The organism is Nonomuraea sp. NPDC049028 (assembly GCF_043197735.1).
Lineage (GTDB): Bacteria > Actinomycetota > Actinomycetes > Streptosporangiales > Streptosporangiaceae > Nonomuraea.
This window is the reverse complement of the sequence record NZ_JBICTR010000002.1, coordinates 593,300-607,510: the sequence shown is the minus strand read 5'-3', so window position 1 is coordinate 607,510 and position 14,211 is coordinate 593,300. Positions and strand designations below refer to the sequence as shown.

The following is a 14,211-nucleotide window of genomic DNA, read 5'->3' as shown; positions in this document are numbered from 1 at the left end:
GTCTACGGCTACTCAGTGGCGAACCGAAAGGCCGTAGACGTCAAAGCTCGGCCATATCCCCGATGACGGCGGCCGGCGCGCCCTGGGCCGCCAGGCCGGCCCGACCGCAGCCACACCACCTAGCGGGCTGGGGCGTACTCCGGCAGAGGCCGGGCGTTCCTGGCCTGCACCCGGCGCTCCACCGCGCCGATCGCCTTCATCAACGGCAGGCGGGCGACGACGTCGCGGACGCACCGGCCGCCTTCGGTCTTGGGCACCATGAGGCGGACGTTAGGACCGATCTGCTGCTTCTTGACGACCAGCGGACGGTGGGCGAGGTCGTAGCGGGTGAAGGCGATGCGGTGGTCGCCGCCTGCGGCGGCGAGTTCTCCGGCGAGGCGGTAGGCACCGACCAGAGCCAGTTCCGCGCCCGCGCCCGAGGCGGGGGACGCGCACCAGGCGGCGTCGCCGACGAGCGTGATGCGGCCACTGGACCAGGAGTCCATCCGCACCTGGCCCAGGGCGTCGAAGTAGAAGTCGGGGTCGGCCAGGGCCGTGTCGAGCAGTTCCGCGGCCCGCCAGGACGGGTCGTCCCCGAACGCCTCGCCGATCAGTCGCTTGTGCTCGGCGACGTCCCGGTGGTCGAACTCCAGCGGCGCGGAGCGGAAGATGAAGTACGCCTTGGCCTGAGCGTGGTTGCCGGATCGGTAGATTCCGGTCATCTTGCCCGGCGTGTTGAACATCGTCACCCAGCGGTCCTCACCGAGCGAGGCGTCGGCATTGGCGAAGGCGAAGTAGTGGTCCTTGAACTGGACGAACTGCTCTTCGGTGCCGAAGGCGAGACGGCGGACGTTGGAGTGCATGCCGTCGGCGCCGACGACCAGGTCGAAGCGGCGGGCAGGCGCGTGCTCGAAGGTGACCGTCACCCCGTCGTCGTCCTGCCGCAGGCCGAGGATGGAGTCGCCGAACAAGTACTCGGCGTCGGTCACCTCGTGCAGCAGGGCGACCAGGTCGCCGCGCATGATCTCGACGGAGGCCGGATCCCGGGTGTCGATCCGGGCGACGGCCCGGTCGGCGGCGTCGACGAACTTCATGCCGCGTACGTCGGTGGCGAGCTCGCGGACCCGTGGCAGGAGTCCCATCCGCTCGATCACCTCGACGGCGTTGTCGCGCACGTCCACCCCGTTGCCGCCGGGGCGTAGCGCCGAGGCGCGCTCGACCACGGTGGGCTTGAAGCCGTGCCGGGCCAGCCAGTGGGCCAGGGTCAGGCCGGCGATGCTCGCACCGGAGATCAGGATCCGCTCGTTCATGGGGACTCCTTCGCGCTACGATAACTGAAATGGACGTTCCAGTTGATTATGTGAAATGAGCATTCCAGTTGTCAACATCCACTGAACCCCCGCGCCGGGCCGACGCCGTTCGCAATCGCCGGCTCGCCCTGGACGCGGCCACCGCGCTACTGACCGAGCCGGGCGTATCCCTTACTGTCGAGGCCATCGCCAAGAAGGCGGGCCTGGGGGCGGCGACTGTCGTGCGCGCCTTCGGCGGCAAGGACGCACTCCTGGACGCCGCTGTGTCCCGGCTCCTTGAACCGGTGGTGCAGCATGCCCGCGACCTCCTCGCCGAGACCACGCCCACGCAGGCCCTGCGGATCTTCCTCCGCGAGCTGATCGCCTTCCAGGCCGCGCACTACGCCATCAACGACCAGCTAGGTGGCCTGGACCTACCCGCCACCACGGCCCTGCGCGCCGACCTCGTCCGCGCCGTCGAGGAGATGATCGACGGGGCACGCCGCGACGGCGCGGTCCGCACCGACATCGACCCCGCCATCATCACGACTCTGATCGGCCAGACCGCCCTAGCGGTCGCTCGTATTCAGCCGCCGTCCCAGGAACTCACCGACGCCTACCTCACCGTCCTGCTGGACGGACTCCGCCCTTGACGGCCTCGCCCTCACCGTTCACGACCGCCATCATCAACAGCGCCGTGAACGCGAGCGTTTGAGACGAGCCACCGCCAGCGCGGCAACTCCAGCACCACGGTTACCACGGCCAGCACGGACACCAGCACGGCGGCGAACACGTGCCAGGCGGCCCACGCCGCCACCACGGCGGCCACGACCTGCAGAACGACCAGCGCGATCGTCACCGCCCCAGGCACCGCGACGATCACATTCCGCTTGTCACCCGGAGTGGAGAACAGCGTCGGCAACCCGATCAGCACCACCACCGACAGCACGGCCAGCGGCACCGAATGGGCGGCCAGGGCCCACGGAGTCGCGACCCAGGCGACCAGCTCGGTGGCGAATCGGAAGGCGGATGCGACGCGGTCGTCCGGACGCGGTGTGGAGAGCACGCGCGTAACATACCGTCCCCGTCCATGCCTGCGAACGTGCGGGCATCGGTATGCCCAAAGGTCCGAAAACCGCTGACTTTCTGGCTGGTGGCGGTGTTGTAGAGAGTATGAGCATCTACACAACGATCGACAGCCCACTGGGCGAGATCCTGCTCGTAGGCGACCCCGTACTGACCCGTGTGGCGTTCGGTGGTGCCGTGCGTCCCGAGTGGCGGCGGGACTCTGGCGCGTTCGCCGAGGCCGAGCGTCAGCTCCGCGAGTACTTCGCGGGCGAGCGGACGGCCTTCGACCTGGACCGCGTCTCGGGCGGCACCGCCTTCCAGGAGCGGGTCTGGGCCGCCGTGGACGCCGTCCCGTACGGGACCACCACGACGTACGGCGAGCTCGCCGCGAGCATCGGCGTGGCACGCGACCGGATCCGCGCGGTCGGCGCGGCCATCGGCGCGAACCCGCTGCTCGTCATCCGCGCCTGCCACCGCGTCGTCGGCGCGAACGGCTCCCTGACCGGCTACGCGGCCGGCGTCGAACGCAAGCACGCGCTGCTCACGCTCGAAGGCGCGCTGCAGCCGCAGCTCATCTGATGGAGGACATCATGAAGGCCGACTGGACGGCCCTGACCGAGGAGGTCAACGCGTACGGCTGCGCGCTGACGCCGCCGGTCCTCTCTCCGGCCGACTGCAAGGAGATCGCGAACCTGTACGGCGAGGTCGGCCGGTTCCGTTCCACGATCGACATGGAGCGCTACCGGTTCGGCCGCGGGCAGTACCGCTACTTCCGCGAGCCCTTCCCGCCGCTGGTGGCGGAGCTGCGGGCGGCGTTCTACCCGCACCTGCTGCCCATCGCCCGCGATTGGGCCGCCCGCCTGGGACAGCCCGCGCCCTGGCCGGACGACTTCGCCGAATGGCTGGACATGTGCCACGAAGCCGGGCAGACCAAGCCGACGCCCATCCTGCTGCGTTACCAGGAGGGCGACTGGAACGCCCTGCACCGCGACCTGTACGGGGACCTGGTGTTCCCGCTGCAGGTGGTCATCGGGCTCGACAAGCCGGGCGACGACTACACCGGGGGCGAGTTCCTGCTGGTGGAGCAGCGCCCTCGGGCGCAGTCGCGCGGGACGGTGACCCTGCTGCCGCAGGGACACGGGCTGATCTTCACCACCCGGGACCGGCCCGTGCGGTCCTCGCGCGGGTGGTCGGCGTCGCCGGTGCGGCACGGGGTCAGCACGGTCCGCTCGGGGTTGCGGCACACGCTGGGCCTCGTCTTCCACGACGCCTCGTGACGTACACGCTGATCGGGGCCGACGGCTGGCCGTACGTCAGCGTGCTGCCCGGGACACTGGGCGGGCATCGGCGGGCACGGCTGTACGGGCGGCTGGACTGCCCGTCGGCCCTGCGGGCGATCTCGCGTGGGGGGTATGTGCGGGAACGGGTGTTCTTCGCGGACGAGGTGACGGCCATCGCGGCTGGATACCGGCCGTGCGCGGTGTGTTTGCCGCAGGCGTACCAGGTATGGAAGACGGAACAGGCGGCGGCCGAACGGGCGATGGCTGGGCATACGGCGGCTGAGCTGGGCGGACTGCTCGGCCTGCTGGCCGCGGCCCGGCCGCGCGTGACGGCCGTCGTGATCAGTCACGGCCGCGACGCCGCCCTCTCCGCGAAGGCGTTCGCCGCCGCGTGGGAAAGCGGCCCGCAGGCGGACAGCGCGTGGGAAGGCGGCGCACAAACGGACATCGCGCGGGTAGGGACCGTGCTGGCAGACAGGGCATGGGAAGGGATTGTGCTGGGCGTTGTCGACTGGCCGGAGGAGGCGGCGTCGTGGCTCCGGCAGGCCAGGCGGTTCGTGGCGGGCCCGCCGGACGCGTGGGTGGTGGCGGGGGCGCCACTGGGCTGGGCCCGGATGAGCGAACGCCTCCGGCAGAGCACCGACTGGGACCCCGGCCGTACGTTCGGCTTCGCCTCCACCGCGCAAGCCGTCGCCCTGGCCCCGCCTGGAACACTGGAGGGCATGCGCGGAGCGGACATCGACGGCACCACCTGGCGAATCAGCCGCAACCTGATCCACCGGGACCCGGCATGATCCCACTCCCGACACGAGAGATCGCTCCAGGCGCCGTGCACGCGCCGAGCTGGCTGACGCTCGACGAGCAGCGTCATCTGGTACGGGCGTGCCGCGAGTGGGCGGCGGGCCCGGTGCCGATCCGGCACACCGTACTGCCCCGAGGCGGCGTCATGTCAGTGCAGACGGTGTGCGTCGGCTGGCACTGGCAGCCGTACAAGTACACGCGCGTGGCGGGCGACGTGAACGGCCTCCCGGTCGCCGACTTCCCCGACTGGATGGTCGCTCTGGGCCGCCGCGCCTTCACAGCGGCGTACGGCGAGCCCGGCGACGACTACACACCCGACACGGCGTTGATCAACTTCTACGACGACCAGGCCAGAATGGGCATGCACCAGGACAAGGACGAACGATCCGCCGCCCCGGTGGTGTCGTTGAGCATCGGCGACGACTGCCTGTTCCGCTTCGGCAACACGGAGACGCGCGGCAGGCCGTACACAGACGTGCGACTCGGCAGCGGCGACCTGTTCGTCTTCGGCAGCCCTTCCCGCTTCGCCTACCACGGCGTCCCCAAGGTCTACCCGGGCACCGGAGACCCCGCCACCGGCCTGACCTCGGGCCGCCTCAACATCACCATGCGGGTGACCGGTCTGTGACGTAGTGTCGCCATAACCCGTCAGCGTCCTGTCAGTGGCAGCGCATGTCGAACCCGACATCGTGATATCCGTCGAAGAACTCCACGATGACGCCCTTATACCCGTCCCGCCATGATCCGCTCGGGTTGACGTACACGGTGCCGGAGAGCTCGCGACCCTCGACACCCTCGACCACAGCGGACTCGTAGTAGCGCGCGATCTCGGCGTCCGGCAGCTTGGTGAGCAGAGACATGCGGACCAGATAGTCGCAATGATTGCTGTTGCCGGACTGAATACCCACTGTGCCCTGCACGCTGGGATCGCCTTGCTCCGTGTCTGGTGGGAGCGGGAGCATGCTCACCCGCTCCTCCAGCCGGGTCAGCTTCTCGTCGTTGCGCCATTCGGGGACCTTGAACACCAGGGCGTAGGCGACGACGGAGGCGAGGAGCGCCAGGCACACGAAGAACGGCCATCTGCTTCGCTGTTTCGGTAACGCCTCTGGGGCGGCCTCGATCAGCACCATGCCATCCTCCAGAACGCTCGTCGGGTGATCACCATTCAACAACCCGCACCGGTGGTTGCGCGGATGCCGCAAGGACACGGCTGAGCCGGGGCGCCTGCCGACCACTGTCAATGAGTTCAACGGCGACGGCGAGCCGATCGAGACCGAGGAGCCCTGCGGCCAGCGACCCCAACCCGGCTATCGCCTGGCCGGGGTGCCGGACAGCCCGGCGGCGTAGTGGAGATGTCGCCGAGAAGCGCGCGATGAGCCGCTGAACCGAGCCTGAGCTGGGCTTTCGGAAGGGCTGAACCTGCTGGTCAGCCAGGCCGACCTAAGCGCGTGCGTACCGGGGCGGCACGGGCGCGTACGGGTTCAAAGGGCGATGGGGCCGAGGTCACGGGCGGTCTCGGCGAAGTCCCTGATCAGGGTGGTCTCGGTGGCGGTGCGCCAGATGAGTGCCCAGCGGGCCAGGGGGGCGTCGCGGATGGGCACGTAGATGTGGTCGGGCCGGGCGTAGTAGCGAATGGAGTGTGCGAAACACGGTGAGACGGCCTCGCCGTTCGAGAGGAGGGGGATCATCTCGGCAGAGGTGGTGACGGTGGGGCCGACCCGAATCGGACGCCCACTGGGCGTGTGGGTGGGGACAAGCCAGTCGCGCCAGTAGTCCGGCCGGGCTCCGCCGAAGACGATCTCGTCGCCGAGGTCTTCGTACGACACCGATTCCCGCTCGGCCAGCCGGTGGCCGGGGCCGACCACGAGCACGACCGGTTCGGTGCAGACGACGGGGCCTACGGTGAGGTCGCTCTCCCGGACGGGTAACCAGGCGATCAGCAGGTCGATGTCTCCGGAGCGCAGCAGTCTGAAGGGATCGGCGAAGCCGGCGTAGCGGAGTTGGAGGTCGCATTCGGGGTTGCGGCTCTTGAAGGCGTCGAACAGCGGGCGCAGGTCCTGGGGGTTTTCGTTGACCATGCCCAGGCACAGCACGTTCGACTTGCCGCGGGCGGTCAGGGCGGCGCGTTCGATGCCGTCTAGCAGCCCGCGGTACATCGGCTTGATGTCGTCGAAGAGCTGCTGTCCGATGGGGGTGAGCGCCACGCGGCGGTTGTCGCGTTCGAACAGGGCGGCGCCGACGCGGCGTTCCTGCTTCTTGATCGCCTGGCTCACGCGGGCCGGCGTCACGTGCAACCGTTCCGCCGTACGGCCGAAGTGCAGCTCTTCGCAGAGGGTCAGGAAGATCTCGATATCGCGAAGTTCCACACGGCCCCGTTCGTTGTTTAGTGAGAGGTTAAGGCACGGTACCGAATCCGGCGTTGTCGTCGCGGATGGCCTGGCGGCACGCTGGTCGCGTGAACATCATCGCTTCCGCGGTGACGCTGAACGTTGACGACGTGGCAGCGTCCAGTGCTTTCTTCACCACCCACCTGGGCTTTCACGAGTCGGTGGCGAATGGGGCATATGCCTGTCTTGTCCGGCCGGACACCACCGCCGACATCGTGCTGCAACTGCGAGAAGCCGGAGAGCGGCCCGCGACCGGGGTCGTGGTGACCTTCACCGTCACCGACGTCGCCGCCGAGCACGACCGGCTCGTGCGTGAGGGGGCCGCCGTCAGCGTGCCGCTGCGCAAGGAGCCCTGGGCGGAGCGGCTGTTCGAGTTGACCGACCCCAACGGCATCGTGGTCCGGCTCGTCGAATGGGCGGCGCCGGCCGGCGCCTGAGCGCCATGGCCGTGGCCAGGCATGCGGCAGAGCCCGGCAAGACCAGTAGAGCAATCCACACCGGACTGAGTGCCGTGTGCGCAGAGCAAGAACACATACCCGAAAGGACGTTGAGACATGTCAAAGATCGCCAGCTGGGACATGAAAGGCAACTGGCAAAGCACAGGCGCTTGGGAGACCCAGGGACGCTGGGAAGAGCACCAGCGCGCCCAGCTGTCCAAGGCGGGGCTGCAACGGATGCGTGAGGTGCTGAGCGGCCACGTCGCGTCCGGCGCGGTTCCCGGCCTGGTCGCGCTGGTCAGCCTCGGAGACGACACGCACATCGAGGCGATGGGCACGATGCACGTGGGCGGCGCCGAGCCGATGCGGCGGGACACGCTCTTCCGGATGGCGTCGCTGACCAAGCCGGTCACGGCCACGGCGGTGATGATCCTCGTCGAGGAATGCCGGCTGCGCCTGGACGACCCGGTCGACGAATGGCTGCCCGAGCTCGCGAACCGCCAGGTGCTGGCCCGGATCGACGCCCCGCTGGACGAGACGGTGCCCGTGGCCCGGCCGATCACCGTACGCGATCTGCTGACCTTCACCTTCGGCTTCGGGGTCGTGCTGGCGCCGCCGGACACGTACCCGATCCAGACCGCGATCCGCGAGCTCGGCCTGGACACCACCTCGCCGGACTTCGGGCCGGAGGAGTGGATCCGGCGGCTCGGGACACTGCCGCTGATGCGTCAGCCGGGCGAGCTGTGGCAGTACCACGTCGGGTCCGACGTGCTCGGCGTGCTCGTCGGCAGGGTGACCGGGCAGTCATTGGAGGAGTTCGCGCGCGAGCGGCTGTTCGGGCCGCTCGGTATGAAGGACACCGGCTTCCATGTGCCCGCCGACCAGATCCACCGGCTGCCCACCAGCTACGCGCACGACCCCGAGACCGGCGAACCGGTGGTCTGGGACGAGGCCGCAGGCGGGAAGTACAGCCGCCCGCCGGTTTTCCAGGCCGGCGGCGACGGGCTGGTGTCGACCGTCGAGGATTACCACGCGCTTTACCGGATGCTGCTCAACAAGGGGACCTTGAACGGCGAGCGGATCCTTTCCCCGGCCTCGGTCGCGCTCATGACGATGGACCACCTGACGCCGGAACAGAAGGCTGAGAAGGACGCCTTCGGCGACCACTTCGGCCGGCACGGCGGCTTCGGCTTCGGCATGGCGGTCCGCACCCACCGCCGCGACCTGGCCTCGCCGGGCCAGTTCGGCTGGGACGGAGGCCTCGGCACCACCGCGTACGCCGACCCTGCCGAGGACCTCGTCGGCATCCTGCTGACGCAGAGCGCGATGGACTCCGTCCATACCCCCCGCCTCCACCGCGACTTCTGGACCACCGCCTACCAGACAATCGGGTAAAGCCCCGAATGTGATTCAGGTCATGGAATGAGTGTGCACTTCGGCCAGGAGCGTTATCGGCACGGTTCCTATCGTTGGTCCATCAGAGCAGTCATGACCATCGAAAAGGAAAACGTCATGTCGATTAAGCGCCGGATGTTAATCCTGGCCGCAGGCGCTGCCGCCGCCGGTACGATTCTCGCCGGATCTGCCACCGCCGCCAATGCCGCACCCTCGCACACCATTAAAACGTTGGCGAACATCTGCGTCAGCGCTCCCGTCATCGGGACCACGTGCGCCCCTCTCAGCCCGCCGCCGGTCAATGTGCTGGACTCCGGCCGACCCACTGCGGTCAATGTGCTCCAAGTAACGTCCGGCGCGTTCACCGGAAAGATCGAGCTCAAGGCCCAGATCGACGCGGCAGGCGTCGTCCGCCATCAGCTCGTTTCCGCGCGGCTGCTCCAGAACGGCAGCCTGGTGGCCAGCCCGCTCTCCACCTCGCCTACGATCGTCCAGCCCACCGGCGGCCCCACCAACCTTGCCGGAGGGACCATCAGCGGGTCGGGAGGCAGCATGGTTTTCGGGGCAAGCACCGAGATCCTCAACTGAAGCCCAGCCATACTGGCTGACGCAAAGGCTTGTCGTACGCGGTTCGACCCCCGCCGTCTGACCCTGGAAACGCCCGTGCGTCAGCGGGCGGCGAAGTCCTGCGTCCAGTAGAGCTGTCCCTGCGCGTCCTTGGCCGCGCCCACCCCGATGAGGGTGTACGAGCAGTTCATGATGTTCTGCCGGTGGCCGGCGCTGTTCATCCAGGTTTTGACCACCTCGGCTGCCGATCGCTGACCCATGGCGATGTTCTCGGCCCAGGCCGAGCCGGTGAAGCCGGTCGCGCGCATGCGGTCGACCATGTCGCGGCCGTCCTGAGAGTCGTGGTCGAAGTAGTCGTTCTTCGCCATGTCGGCTGAGTGCCCGAACGCGGCCTTGCGCAGCCGCGCGTCATGCTTGAGGGGGTGGCAGCCGCCCTTGGCCCGCTCGGCGTTGGCCAGCCGGACGACGTCGTTCTCCAGTGCCGTGCCGACGGACGTGATGGACGCCTTCCTCTCAGGAACCGTCGGCGCCTTCGTCTCCCGCGTTGCGCGGCTGGGGGTGACGCACGTCAGCCGTACGGCCTTGGACCTGGCGGTGCCGCCCCGGTAGTCCGTGGCGACCGCGTAGTACGTGCCCGGCGCGCAGGGCAGTTGCAGGGCGATGCGGCCCTTCCTGGTGGCGCCGCTCTTGACCACCGGATCGGCGCCGGGGACGGCGCGCATGACTCGGATGCGCAACAGCGCCGGGTGCACACAGCCTTGGCGGGTGGCCGAGGTCCGGATCCTGAGCGCGGAGACGTCCGGCCTGACCGCGTTCACGTGGCACTCGTCCGATCCAGGGGTCGGCCGGGGAGCCGGCTGTGCCGGCGTCGACGCCGGTGCCGCGCCGTCCGCAGGCGCGGTCGCCTCGGGCACCGCTCCGGCCGCTCCGCCCGGCGGCAGGTCGGCGGACGGGGTGCAGGCGGCGAGGCTGGCGACGGCGGCGAGTACCCCCAGGGGTCTCAGCATGGGTTCCTCCAGTGGCGGAGCGGCTGGTGGTCCCGCATTCTGTCGCCCCATTACCGGACTTGTCACGCAAAACTGGACATTTCCCCTTGTGATTAATGTCAAGCGATTGGCCAGCGCCCGCACCGGTGCCGTCACGCCGTCAAGGCGCCCCACGCTGCCTGCCCGATGCACATGACCAGGCTGACGACCACGACCAGACCGATCAGAGAGAAGATCACTCCGGCCCTGGACGGTTTGCGGATCGGCAGGTCGTCGCCCAGCAGTTGAGCGATCCTGGCCTCGGCTGCGCCGTCGAAAGCCGCGGCTGTCGCCGGTGCGGGGCCGGCGCCGTCCATCCGGGTCAGCGCCCGTGCCACCGCCTTGGCGCCCAGCCGGTCGATCGCGGCCCGGTCGGCTGACAGCTCGGCCCGTTCGCTCTGCCGCCCGAACCACCATCCCGCCAAGGGCAGGAAGAACAGGACGTCAGCGGCGGCGCGGAGCATGAGACGGCGCAGCGGGTCACGGCGCCGCGCGTGTGCGGCCTCGTGGACGAGGATCGCGTCGAGCTCTTCGGCGGGGATCGCCTCGGCGGCCTCGGCGGTGAGGTAGAGGCGTGGCCGCAGCACTCCGGCGCAGAAGGCCGCCGGATTCGCACCGGCCAGACAGACGACACCTGGAACGCCGCTTCGCCGTATCGCGCCCTCAAGACCGGCCGGCTCGGCCGCCCGCGGGAGTGCGGCCAGACTGCGGGCGGCGGCGACGCCGAGCCAGGTGGCGCGGGCGGCGACAGCCAGCAGGCTCGCCCCGGCCACGACGGCGATGGAGACGAGCCAGCACTGGGCCATCGTCATCCCGGCGGAAACGCTGGGGTGCCATACCAGGCGGACGCCTATCAGTCCGGCCAGCACTGCCAGGCCGATGCGGTTGTGCCGCCACAGGTAGACGATCACTCGGTCAGCTCCCGCAGGCGGCGCCGCTGCTCGGGCGACAGGCCGTCGAGGTGTGCGGCGAAGGCGGCCAGTGCGGCGTCGCCGTACTTGTCCACGAAGCCCGCGGCGGCCTGACGGCTCGACTGGGAGAGGAACTGAGCGGGCGTGACCGCGGCCCGGTATTCATGGGCGCGGCGACCCGGCTCGGCGTGAGCCGCCAGCATTCCCTTGTCGGCCAGCCGTCGCAACGTGGTCATCACGGTGGTGTAGGCCAGCTCCGGCACCAACCCCTGCACGTCCCGGACCACGAACGGCTCAGTGACCGCTCCCGTCCACACGGCCCGCATGAGCCGCCCCTCCAGCGGGCCGAGAACGGCGACCGCCCGATCCAGTTCATCCTGCACGACGTCATACTACTATCCACTGTGAGTACTATCTTTAGATAGTAGATCGTCCGATTCGAGGAGCTTCTATGTCGCACACCGAACATGCGTCTGTCGCCAACCCCGAGCAGGCCAAGGCGTGGAACGAGGGCGACGGCCGGCACTGGGTCGCCCACCGGGATCGCTACGACGAGATGATGAAAAGGATCAGTCCCCACCTGTTCGAGGCGGCCGCCATCGCCCCCGAGGACCACGTGCTCGACATCGGGTGCGGAAGCGGCCAGACCACCTGCACGGCCGCTCGGGGCGCGCAGGACGGCCAGGCACTCGGCATCGACCTGTCCGCTCCCCTGCTGGAGGAGGCCCGGCGCCGAGCCAAGGGCGAGAACCTCGGCAACACGCGCTTCGAACAGGCCGACGCACAGGTTCACCCCTTCGCCGCGGCGAGCGTCGATGTGGCGATCAGCCGTTTCGGGGTGATGTTCTTCAACGATCCTGTGGCGGCCTTCACCAACATCGCACGGGCGACTCGCCCCGATGGGCGTCTGGCGTTCCTGTGCTGGCGGAAACCGCTCGACAACGAATGGATCACCGAACTGGGCGCGGTCCTGGCCTCGTACGTCCCCCTGTCCGGTTCCCTCGACAACGACGGCCCGGGGCCCTTCTCCCTGGCGGCATCCAGTCGGATCACCGATCTCCTGCGCACAGTCGGCTACACCCAGATCAGCGTGGACCCTGTGGACGAGCCCATGAGACTCGGGGACGACGTGAACGACGTGCTGGACTTCGTCTCCCAGATGGGCCTGGTCAGCGGCCTGCTCGACAAGGCCGACGAAGAGACGAGAGTCAAGATGCTCGACGCCCTCCATGAGCGCCTCGCCTCGCACGAGACGGCGGCCGGAGTCTTCCTCAGGAGCGCGGCCTGGCTGGTCACCGCTCGACGTCCCAGATGAGCTCCCGGTACTGAGATCAGCGAGAGGTGAGACGGATGGAATCGAGGCCGCGCGACGAACGGTTGCGCCGCTACTGGGACAAGCAGTCCGGCTCCTACGACAAGCAGATGACCTTCCTCGACCGGAAGGTGTTCGGAGACACCCGTTCGTGGATCTGCGGGCAGGCCGGCGGCGACACCCTTGAGGTCGCCATCGGGACGGGCCTGAACCTCCCCCTCTACCCGGAGGACGTACGGCTGACCGGCATCGATTGGAGCCCGGCCATGCTGGACATCGCCCGGCGCCAGGCCGCCTCCCTGGGCCGGGAGGTGGACCTGCGTGAGGGGGATGCTCAGGCGCTCGACTTTCCGGACGAGAGCTTCGACACGGTTGTCGGCACCTTTTCCCTTTGTGCGATCCCTGATGATCGGCGAGCGATCGCCGAGATGGTGCGCGTACTCCGGCCTGGCGGCGTTCTGCTGCTCGGTGACCATGTGGCCGCGTCAGCGTGGCCGGTCCGGGCGGCTCAACGCCTGATCGAACTGGTGACCGTGCCCCTGGGAGGCGAGCACTTCCTGCGCCGCCCCATCGAGCGGCTACCTGATCACGGCCTGACCGTTGAACGTCACGACCGGTTCAAGCTCGGCATCGTCGAACGGTTGGCCGCCCGGAAACCTCCCGGGTGACCAACGTACGGCTATGAGACGGCGGACACCGGGATGTCCGTAAATTTGGTGCCTTCGCAGGACAACCACCACCAGAAGCTGTCAATTACCCCCTCCGATCAGGAGGGATGCAAAATTACCCCAGGGGGGTACTTGACGCTTCGGACATAATGGCCCACCGTATACGCCATGGACATGTAAGCCCCAACCTGGGGATGTCCACGGTTCACGGGGGTTTAGAGCCGGGCGACTGCTGCATGACAAGGAGCCCATGGTGGCGAAGAAGATACGTATTCAACCCCTGCTGGCGGCAGGCCTGTCCACCGCCCTAACGATCACCCTGTCGGCGTGCGGCCACAGCTCCGCGGACGCCGCCGACCTCCTGCAGCGGGTCAAGGAGTCCGGCACCCTCCGGGTGGCCCAGACGCAGGCCAATCCGCCGTGGAACTTCCTGGACGGCGGCAAGCCCGCGGGCTACGACGTCGACGTGGCCAACGAGCTCGCCAAGCGGCTCGGCATCGCCAAGGTCGAGTTCGTCGCCTCCAACTACCAGAGTTTCATCGCGGGCGTTCAGGCCGGCCGGTTCGACGCTGTCGTCGCCGGTCAGACCATCACCCCGGAACGTGCCAAGCAGGTGGACTTCTCCCGCCCGTACGAGGTCAACGGGATCTCGATCTTCGTGGCCGACGCCAATTCCGACATCACTGGGCTGACCGATCTTCAGGGCAAGAAGATCGCGGTGACGGCCGGGACCACGCAGGCGGCCTTCGCCAAAAAGAGCATCGCCGACGCCGACATCAAGACCTACGACAACGCCACACTCGGGCTGACCGAGGTGGCGCGGGGGCGGGCCGACGCCGTGCTGGCGTCACGGTTCCAAGGGGCGTTCCTGGCGGCGAAGAACAACCTGAAGGTCAAGGCCGCAGGGCCGCTGCTCGAATCGGAGGTCAACGGGATCTCCTTCGCGAAGGGCTCGGCGAGCTTCAAGCAGGCCGTCGACAAGGCGCTCAACGACATGATCGCTGACGGCACCCTGACCGCCATCTCCCGCAAGTGGCTGGGCGGTCTCGACATGACGCAGGAACTCGCCAAGGTTCCGGCGAGCTGAGCAGG

The 14,211-nt window shown here is 68.7% G+C and carries 18 protein-coding genes; 11 read left to right on the top strand and 7 right to left on the bottom strand.

The genetic code is table 11. The annotated features are described in order from the left end of the window. Nucleotides 1-119: 119 nt before the first annotated feature. Entirely contained in the window at nt 120-1,289 is a 1,170-nt protein-coding gene (locus ACGFJ2_RS08935; RefSeq protein WP_393466305.1) for an FAD-dependent monooxygenase, read from the bottom strand. Between the two features lie 68 nt (nt 1,290-1,357). Here ACGFJ2_RS08935 and ACGFJ2_RS08930 point away from each other — a divergent pair, with 68 nt between their 5' ends. Next, the gene (locus tag ACGFJ2_RS08930; RefSeq protein ID WP_393466302.1) at nt 1,358-1,921 is read left to right on the top strand and encodes a TetR/AcrR family transcriptional regulator; all 564 of its coding nucleotides are present in this window, start codon (nt 1,358-1,360) and stop codon (nt 1,919-1,921) included. A gap of 11 nt (nt 1,922-1,932) precedes the next feature. Here the strand turns inward: ACGFJ2_RS08930 and ACGFJ2_RS08925 are convergent, their stop codons facing one another. Next, nucleotides 1,933-2,334 carry a hypothetical protein gene (locus ACGFJ2_RS08925; RefSeq protein ID WP_357942331.1) on the bottom strand — a complete coding sequence of 134 codons (402 nt, stop codon included), beginning with the start codon at nt 2,332-2,334 and terminating at the stop codon, nt 1,933-1,935. A gap of 107 nt (nt 2,335-2,441) precedes the next feature. Between ACGFJ2_RS08925 and ACGFJ2_RS08920 the strand changes: the two genes are divergently transcribed. The 4 genes from ACGFJ2_RS08920 to ACGFJ2_RS08905 are packed head-to-tail and all read left to right on the top strand — an operon-like array spanning nt 2,442 to nt 5,045. Beyond that, entirely contained in the window at nt 2,442-2,915 is a 474-nt protein-coding gene (locus ACGFJ2_RS08920) for a methylated-DNA--[protein]-cysteine S-methyltransferase (protein WP_393466299.1), read from the top strand. A gap of 11 nt (nt 2,916-2,926) precedes the next feature. Then, nucleotides 2,927-3,613: a 2OG-Fe(II) oxygenase gene (locus ACGFJ2_RS08915; protein WP_358177807.1), complete on the top strand. Its 687-nt coding sequence runs from the start codon at nt 2,927-2,929 to the stop codon at nt 3,611-3,613. Continuing rightward, nucleotides 3,610-4,410 (top strand): hypothetical protein, encoded by an 801-nt coding sequence (locus ACGFJ2_RS08910; protein ID WP_393466295.1) that lies wholly within the window; start codon nt 3,610-3,612, stop codon nt 4,408-4,410. The genes ACGFJ2_RS08915 and ACGFJ2_RS08910 overlap by 4 nt, the downstream gene beginning before the upstream one ends. Further along, the gene (locus ACGFJ2_RS08905; RefSeq protein WP_393466292.1) at nt 4,407-5,045 is read left to right on the top strand and encodes an alpha-ketoglutarate-dependent dioxygenase AlkB family protein; all 639 of its coding nucleotides are present in this window, start codon (nt 4,407-4,409) and stop codon (nt 5,043-5,045) included. Before ACGFJ2_RS08910 ends, ACGFJ2_RS08905 begins: the two co-directional genes overlap by 4 nt. A gap of 31 nt (nt 5,046-5,076) precedes the next feature. Here the strand turns inward: ACGFJ2_RS08905 and ACGFJ2_RS08900 are convergent, their stop codons facing one another. Next, on the bottom strand, nt 5,077-5,547 hold the full coding sequence (locus tag ACGFJ2_RS08900) for a hypothetical protein (protein ID WP_393466289.1): 471 nt from the start codon (nt 5,545-5,547) through the stop codon (nt 5,077-5,079). Nucleotides 5,548-5,898: 351 nt separating this feature from the next. Further along, a complete protein-coding gene (locus ACGFJ2_RS08895; RefSeq protein ID WP_358177576.1) occupies nt 5,899-6,783 on the bottom strand; it encodes a LysR family transcriptional regulator in 885 nt (294 codons plus the stop codon). An 89-nt stretch (nt 6,784-6,872) separates the two neighbouring features. Here ACGFJ2_RS08895 and ACGFJ2_RS08890 point away from each other — a divergent pair, with 89 nt between their 5' ends. The 3 genes from ACGFJ2_RS08890 (at nt 6,873) to ACGFJ2_RS08880 (ending at nt 9,224) form a co-directional block, all read left to right on the top strand. Then, nucleotides 6,873-7,241 (top strand): VOC family protein, encoded by a 369-nt coding sequence (locus tag ACGFJ2_RS08890; RefSeq protein WP_357942318.1) that lies wholly within the window; start codon nt 6,873-6,875, stop codon nt 7,239-7,241. A 117-nt stretch (nt 7,242-7,358) separates the two neighbouring features. Then, complete coding sequence (locus ACGFJ2_RS08885; protein WP_393466286.1) at nt 7,359-8,636, top strand: serine hydrolase domain-containing protein; 1,278 nt, start codon at nt 7,359-7,361, stop codon at nt 8,634-8,636. Between the two features lie 93 nt (nt 8,637-8,729). Further along, nucleotides 8,730-9,224 carry a hypothetical protein gene (locus ACGFJ2_RS08880; RefSeq protein WP_393466283.1) on the top strand — a complete coding sequence of 165 codons (495 nt, stop codon included), beginning with the start codon at nt 8,730-8,732 and terminating at the stop codon, nt 9,222-9,224. A gap of 80 nt (nt 9,225-9,304) precedes the next feature. Here ACGFJ2_RS08880 and ACGFJ2_RS08875 read toward each other — a convergent pair whose 3' ends face one another. From ACGFJ2_RS08875 to ACGFJ2_RS08865, 3 genes are all read right to left on the bottom strand, one after another. After that, nucleotides 9,305-10,210, bottom strand: a complete 906-nt coding sequence (locus ACGFJ2_RS08875; RefSeq protein ID WP_358177570.1) for a CAP domain-containing protein — start codon at nt 10,208-10,210, stop codon at nt 9,305-9,307. Between the two features lie 131 nt (nt 10,211-10,341). Then, nucleotides 10,342-11,139, bottom strand: coding sequence for a M56 family metallopeptidase (locus tag ACGFJ2_RS08870; protein ID WP_393466279.1), 798 nt, complete (start codon nt 11,137-11,139; stop codon nt 10,342-10,344). Beyond that, complete coding sequence (locus ACGFJ2_RS08865) at nt 11,136-11,522, bottom strand: BlaI/MecI/CopY family transcriptional regulator (protein WP_357942308.1); 387 nt, start codon at nt 11,520-11,522, stop codon at nt 11,136-11,138. The genes ACGFJ2_RS08870 and ACGFJ2_RS08865 overlap by 4 nt, the downstream gene beginning before the upstream one ends. Before the next feature lie 68 nt (nt 11,523-11,590). Here ACGFJ2_RS08865 and ACGFJ2_RS08860 point away from each other — a divergent pair, with 68 nt between their 5' ends. The 3 genes from ACGFJ2_RS08860 (at nt 11,591) to ACGFJ2_RS08850 (ending at nt 14,206) form a co-directional block, all read left to right on the top strand. Beyond that, nucleotides 11,591-12,454: a class I SAM-dependent methyltransferase gene (locus tag ACGFJ2_RS08860; protein ID WP_393466276.1), complete on the top strand. Its 864-nt coding sequence runs from the start codon at nt 11,591-11,593 to the stop codon at nt 12,452-12,454. A 35-nt stretch (nt 12,455-12,489) separates the two neighbouring features. Continuing rightward, nucleotides 12,490-13,119, top strand: a complete 630-nt coding sequence (locus tag ACGFJ2_RS08855) for a methyltransferase domain-containing protein (protein WP_357942304.1) — start codon at nt 12,490-12,492, stop codon at nt 13,117-13,119. A gap of 250 nt (nt 13,120-13,369) precedes the next feature. Further along, on the top strand, nt 13,370-14,206 hold the full coding sequence (locus tag ACGFJ2_RS08850) for a transporter substrate-binding domain-containing protein (protein WP_393466273.1): 837 nt from the start codon (nt 13,370-13,372) through the stop codon (nt 14,204-14,206). Nucleotides 14,207-14,211 lie beyond the last annotated feature (5 nt).

Bases quoted from the DNA above. Each gene is read 5' to 3' on its own strand.
- ACGFJ2_RS08875 (WP_358177570.1), bottom strand. From the start codon at position 10,210: ATGCTGAGACCCCTGGGGGTACTCGCCGCCGTCGCCAGCCTCGCCGCC.
- ACGFJ2_RS08935 (WP_393466305.1), bottom strand. From the start codon at position 1,289: ATGAACGAGCGGATCCTGATCTCCGGTGCGAGCATCGCCGGCCTGACC.
- ACGFJ2_RS08920 (WP_393466299.1), top strand. From the start codon at position 2,442: ATGAGCATCTACACAACGATCGACAGCCCACTGGGCGAGATCCTGCTC.
- ACGFJ2_RS08905 (WP_393466292.1), top strand. From the start codon at position 4,407: ATGATCCCACTCCCGACACGAGAGATCGCTCCAGGCGCCGTGCACGCG.
- ACGFJ2_RS08860 (WP_393466276.1), top strand. From the start codon at position 11,591: ATGTCGCACACCGAACATGCGTCTGTCGCCAACCCCGAGCAGGCCAAG.
- ACGFJ2_RS08850 (WP_393466273.1), top strand. From the start codon at position 13,370: ATGGTGGCGAAGAAGATACGTATTCAACCCCTGCTGGCGGCAGGCCTG.
- ACGFJ2_RS08855 (WP_357942304.1), top strand. From the start codon at position 12,490: ATGGAATCGAGGCCGCGCGACGAACGGTTGCGCCGCTACTGGGACAAG.
- ACGFJ2_RS08880 (WP_393466283.1), top strand. From the start codon at position 8,730: ATGACCATCGAAAAGGAAAACGTCATGTCGATTAAGCGCCGGATGTTA.
- ACGFJ2_RS08885 (WP_393466286.1), top strand. From the start codon at position 7,359: ATGTCAAAGATCGCCAGCTGGGACATGAAAGGCAACTGGCAAAGCACA.
- ACGFJ2_RS08915 (WP_358177807.1), top strand. From the start codon at position 2,927: ATGAAGGCCGACTGGACGGCCCTGACCGAGGAGGTCAACGCGTACGGC.
- ACGFJ2_RS08900 (WP_393466289.1), bottom strand. From the start codon at position 5,547: ATGGTGCTGATCGAGGCCGCCCCAGAGGCGTTACCGAAACAGCGAAGC.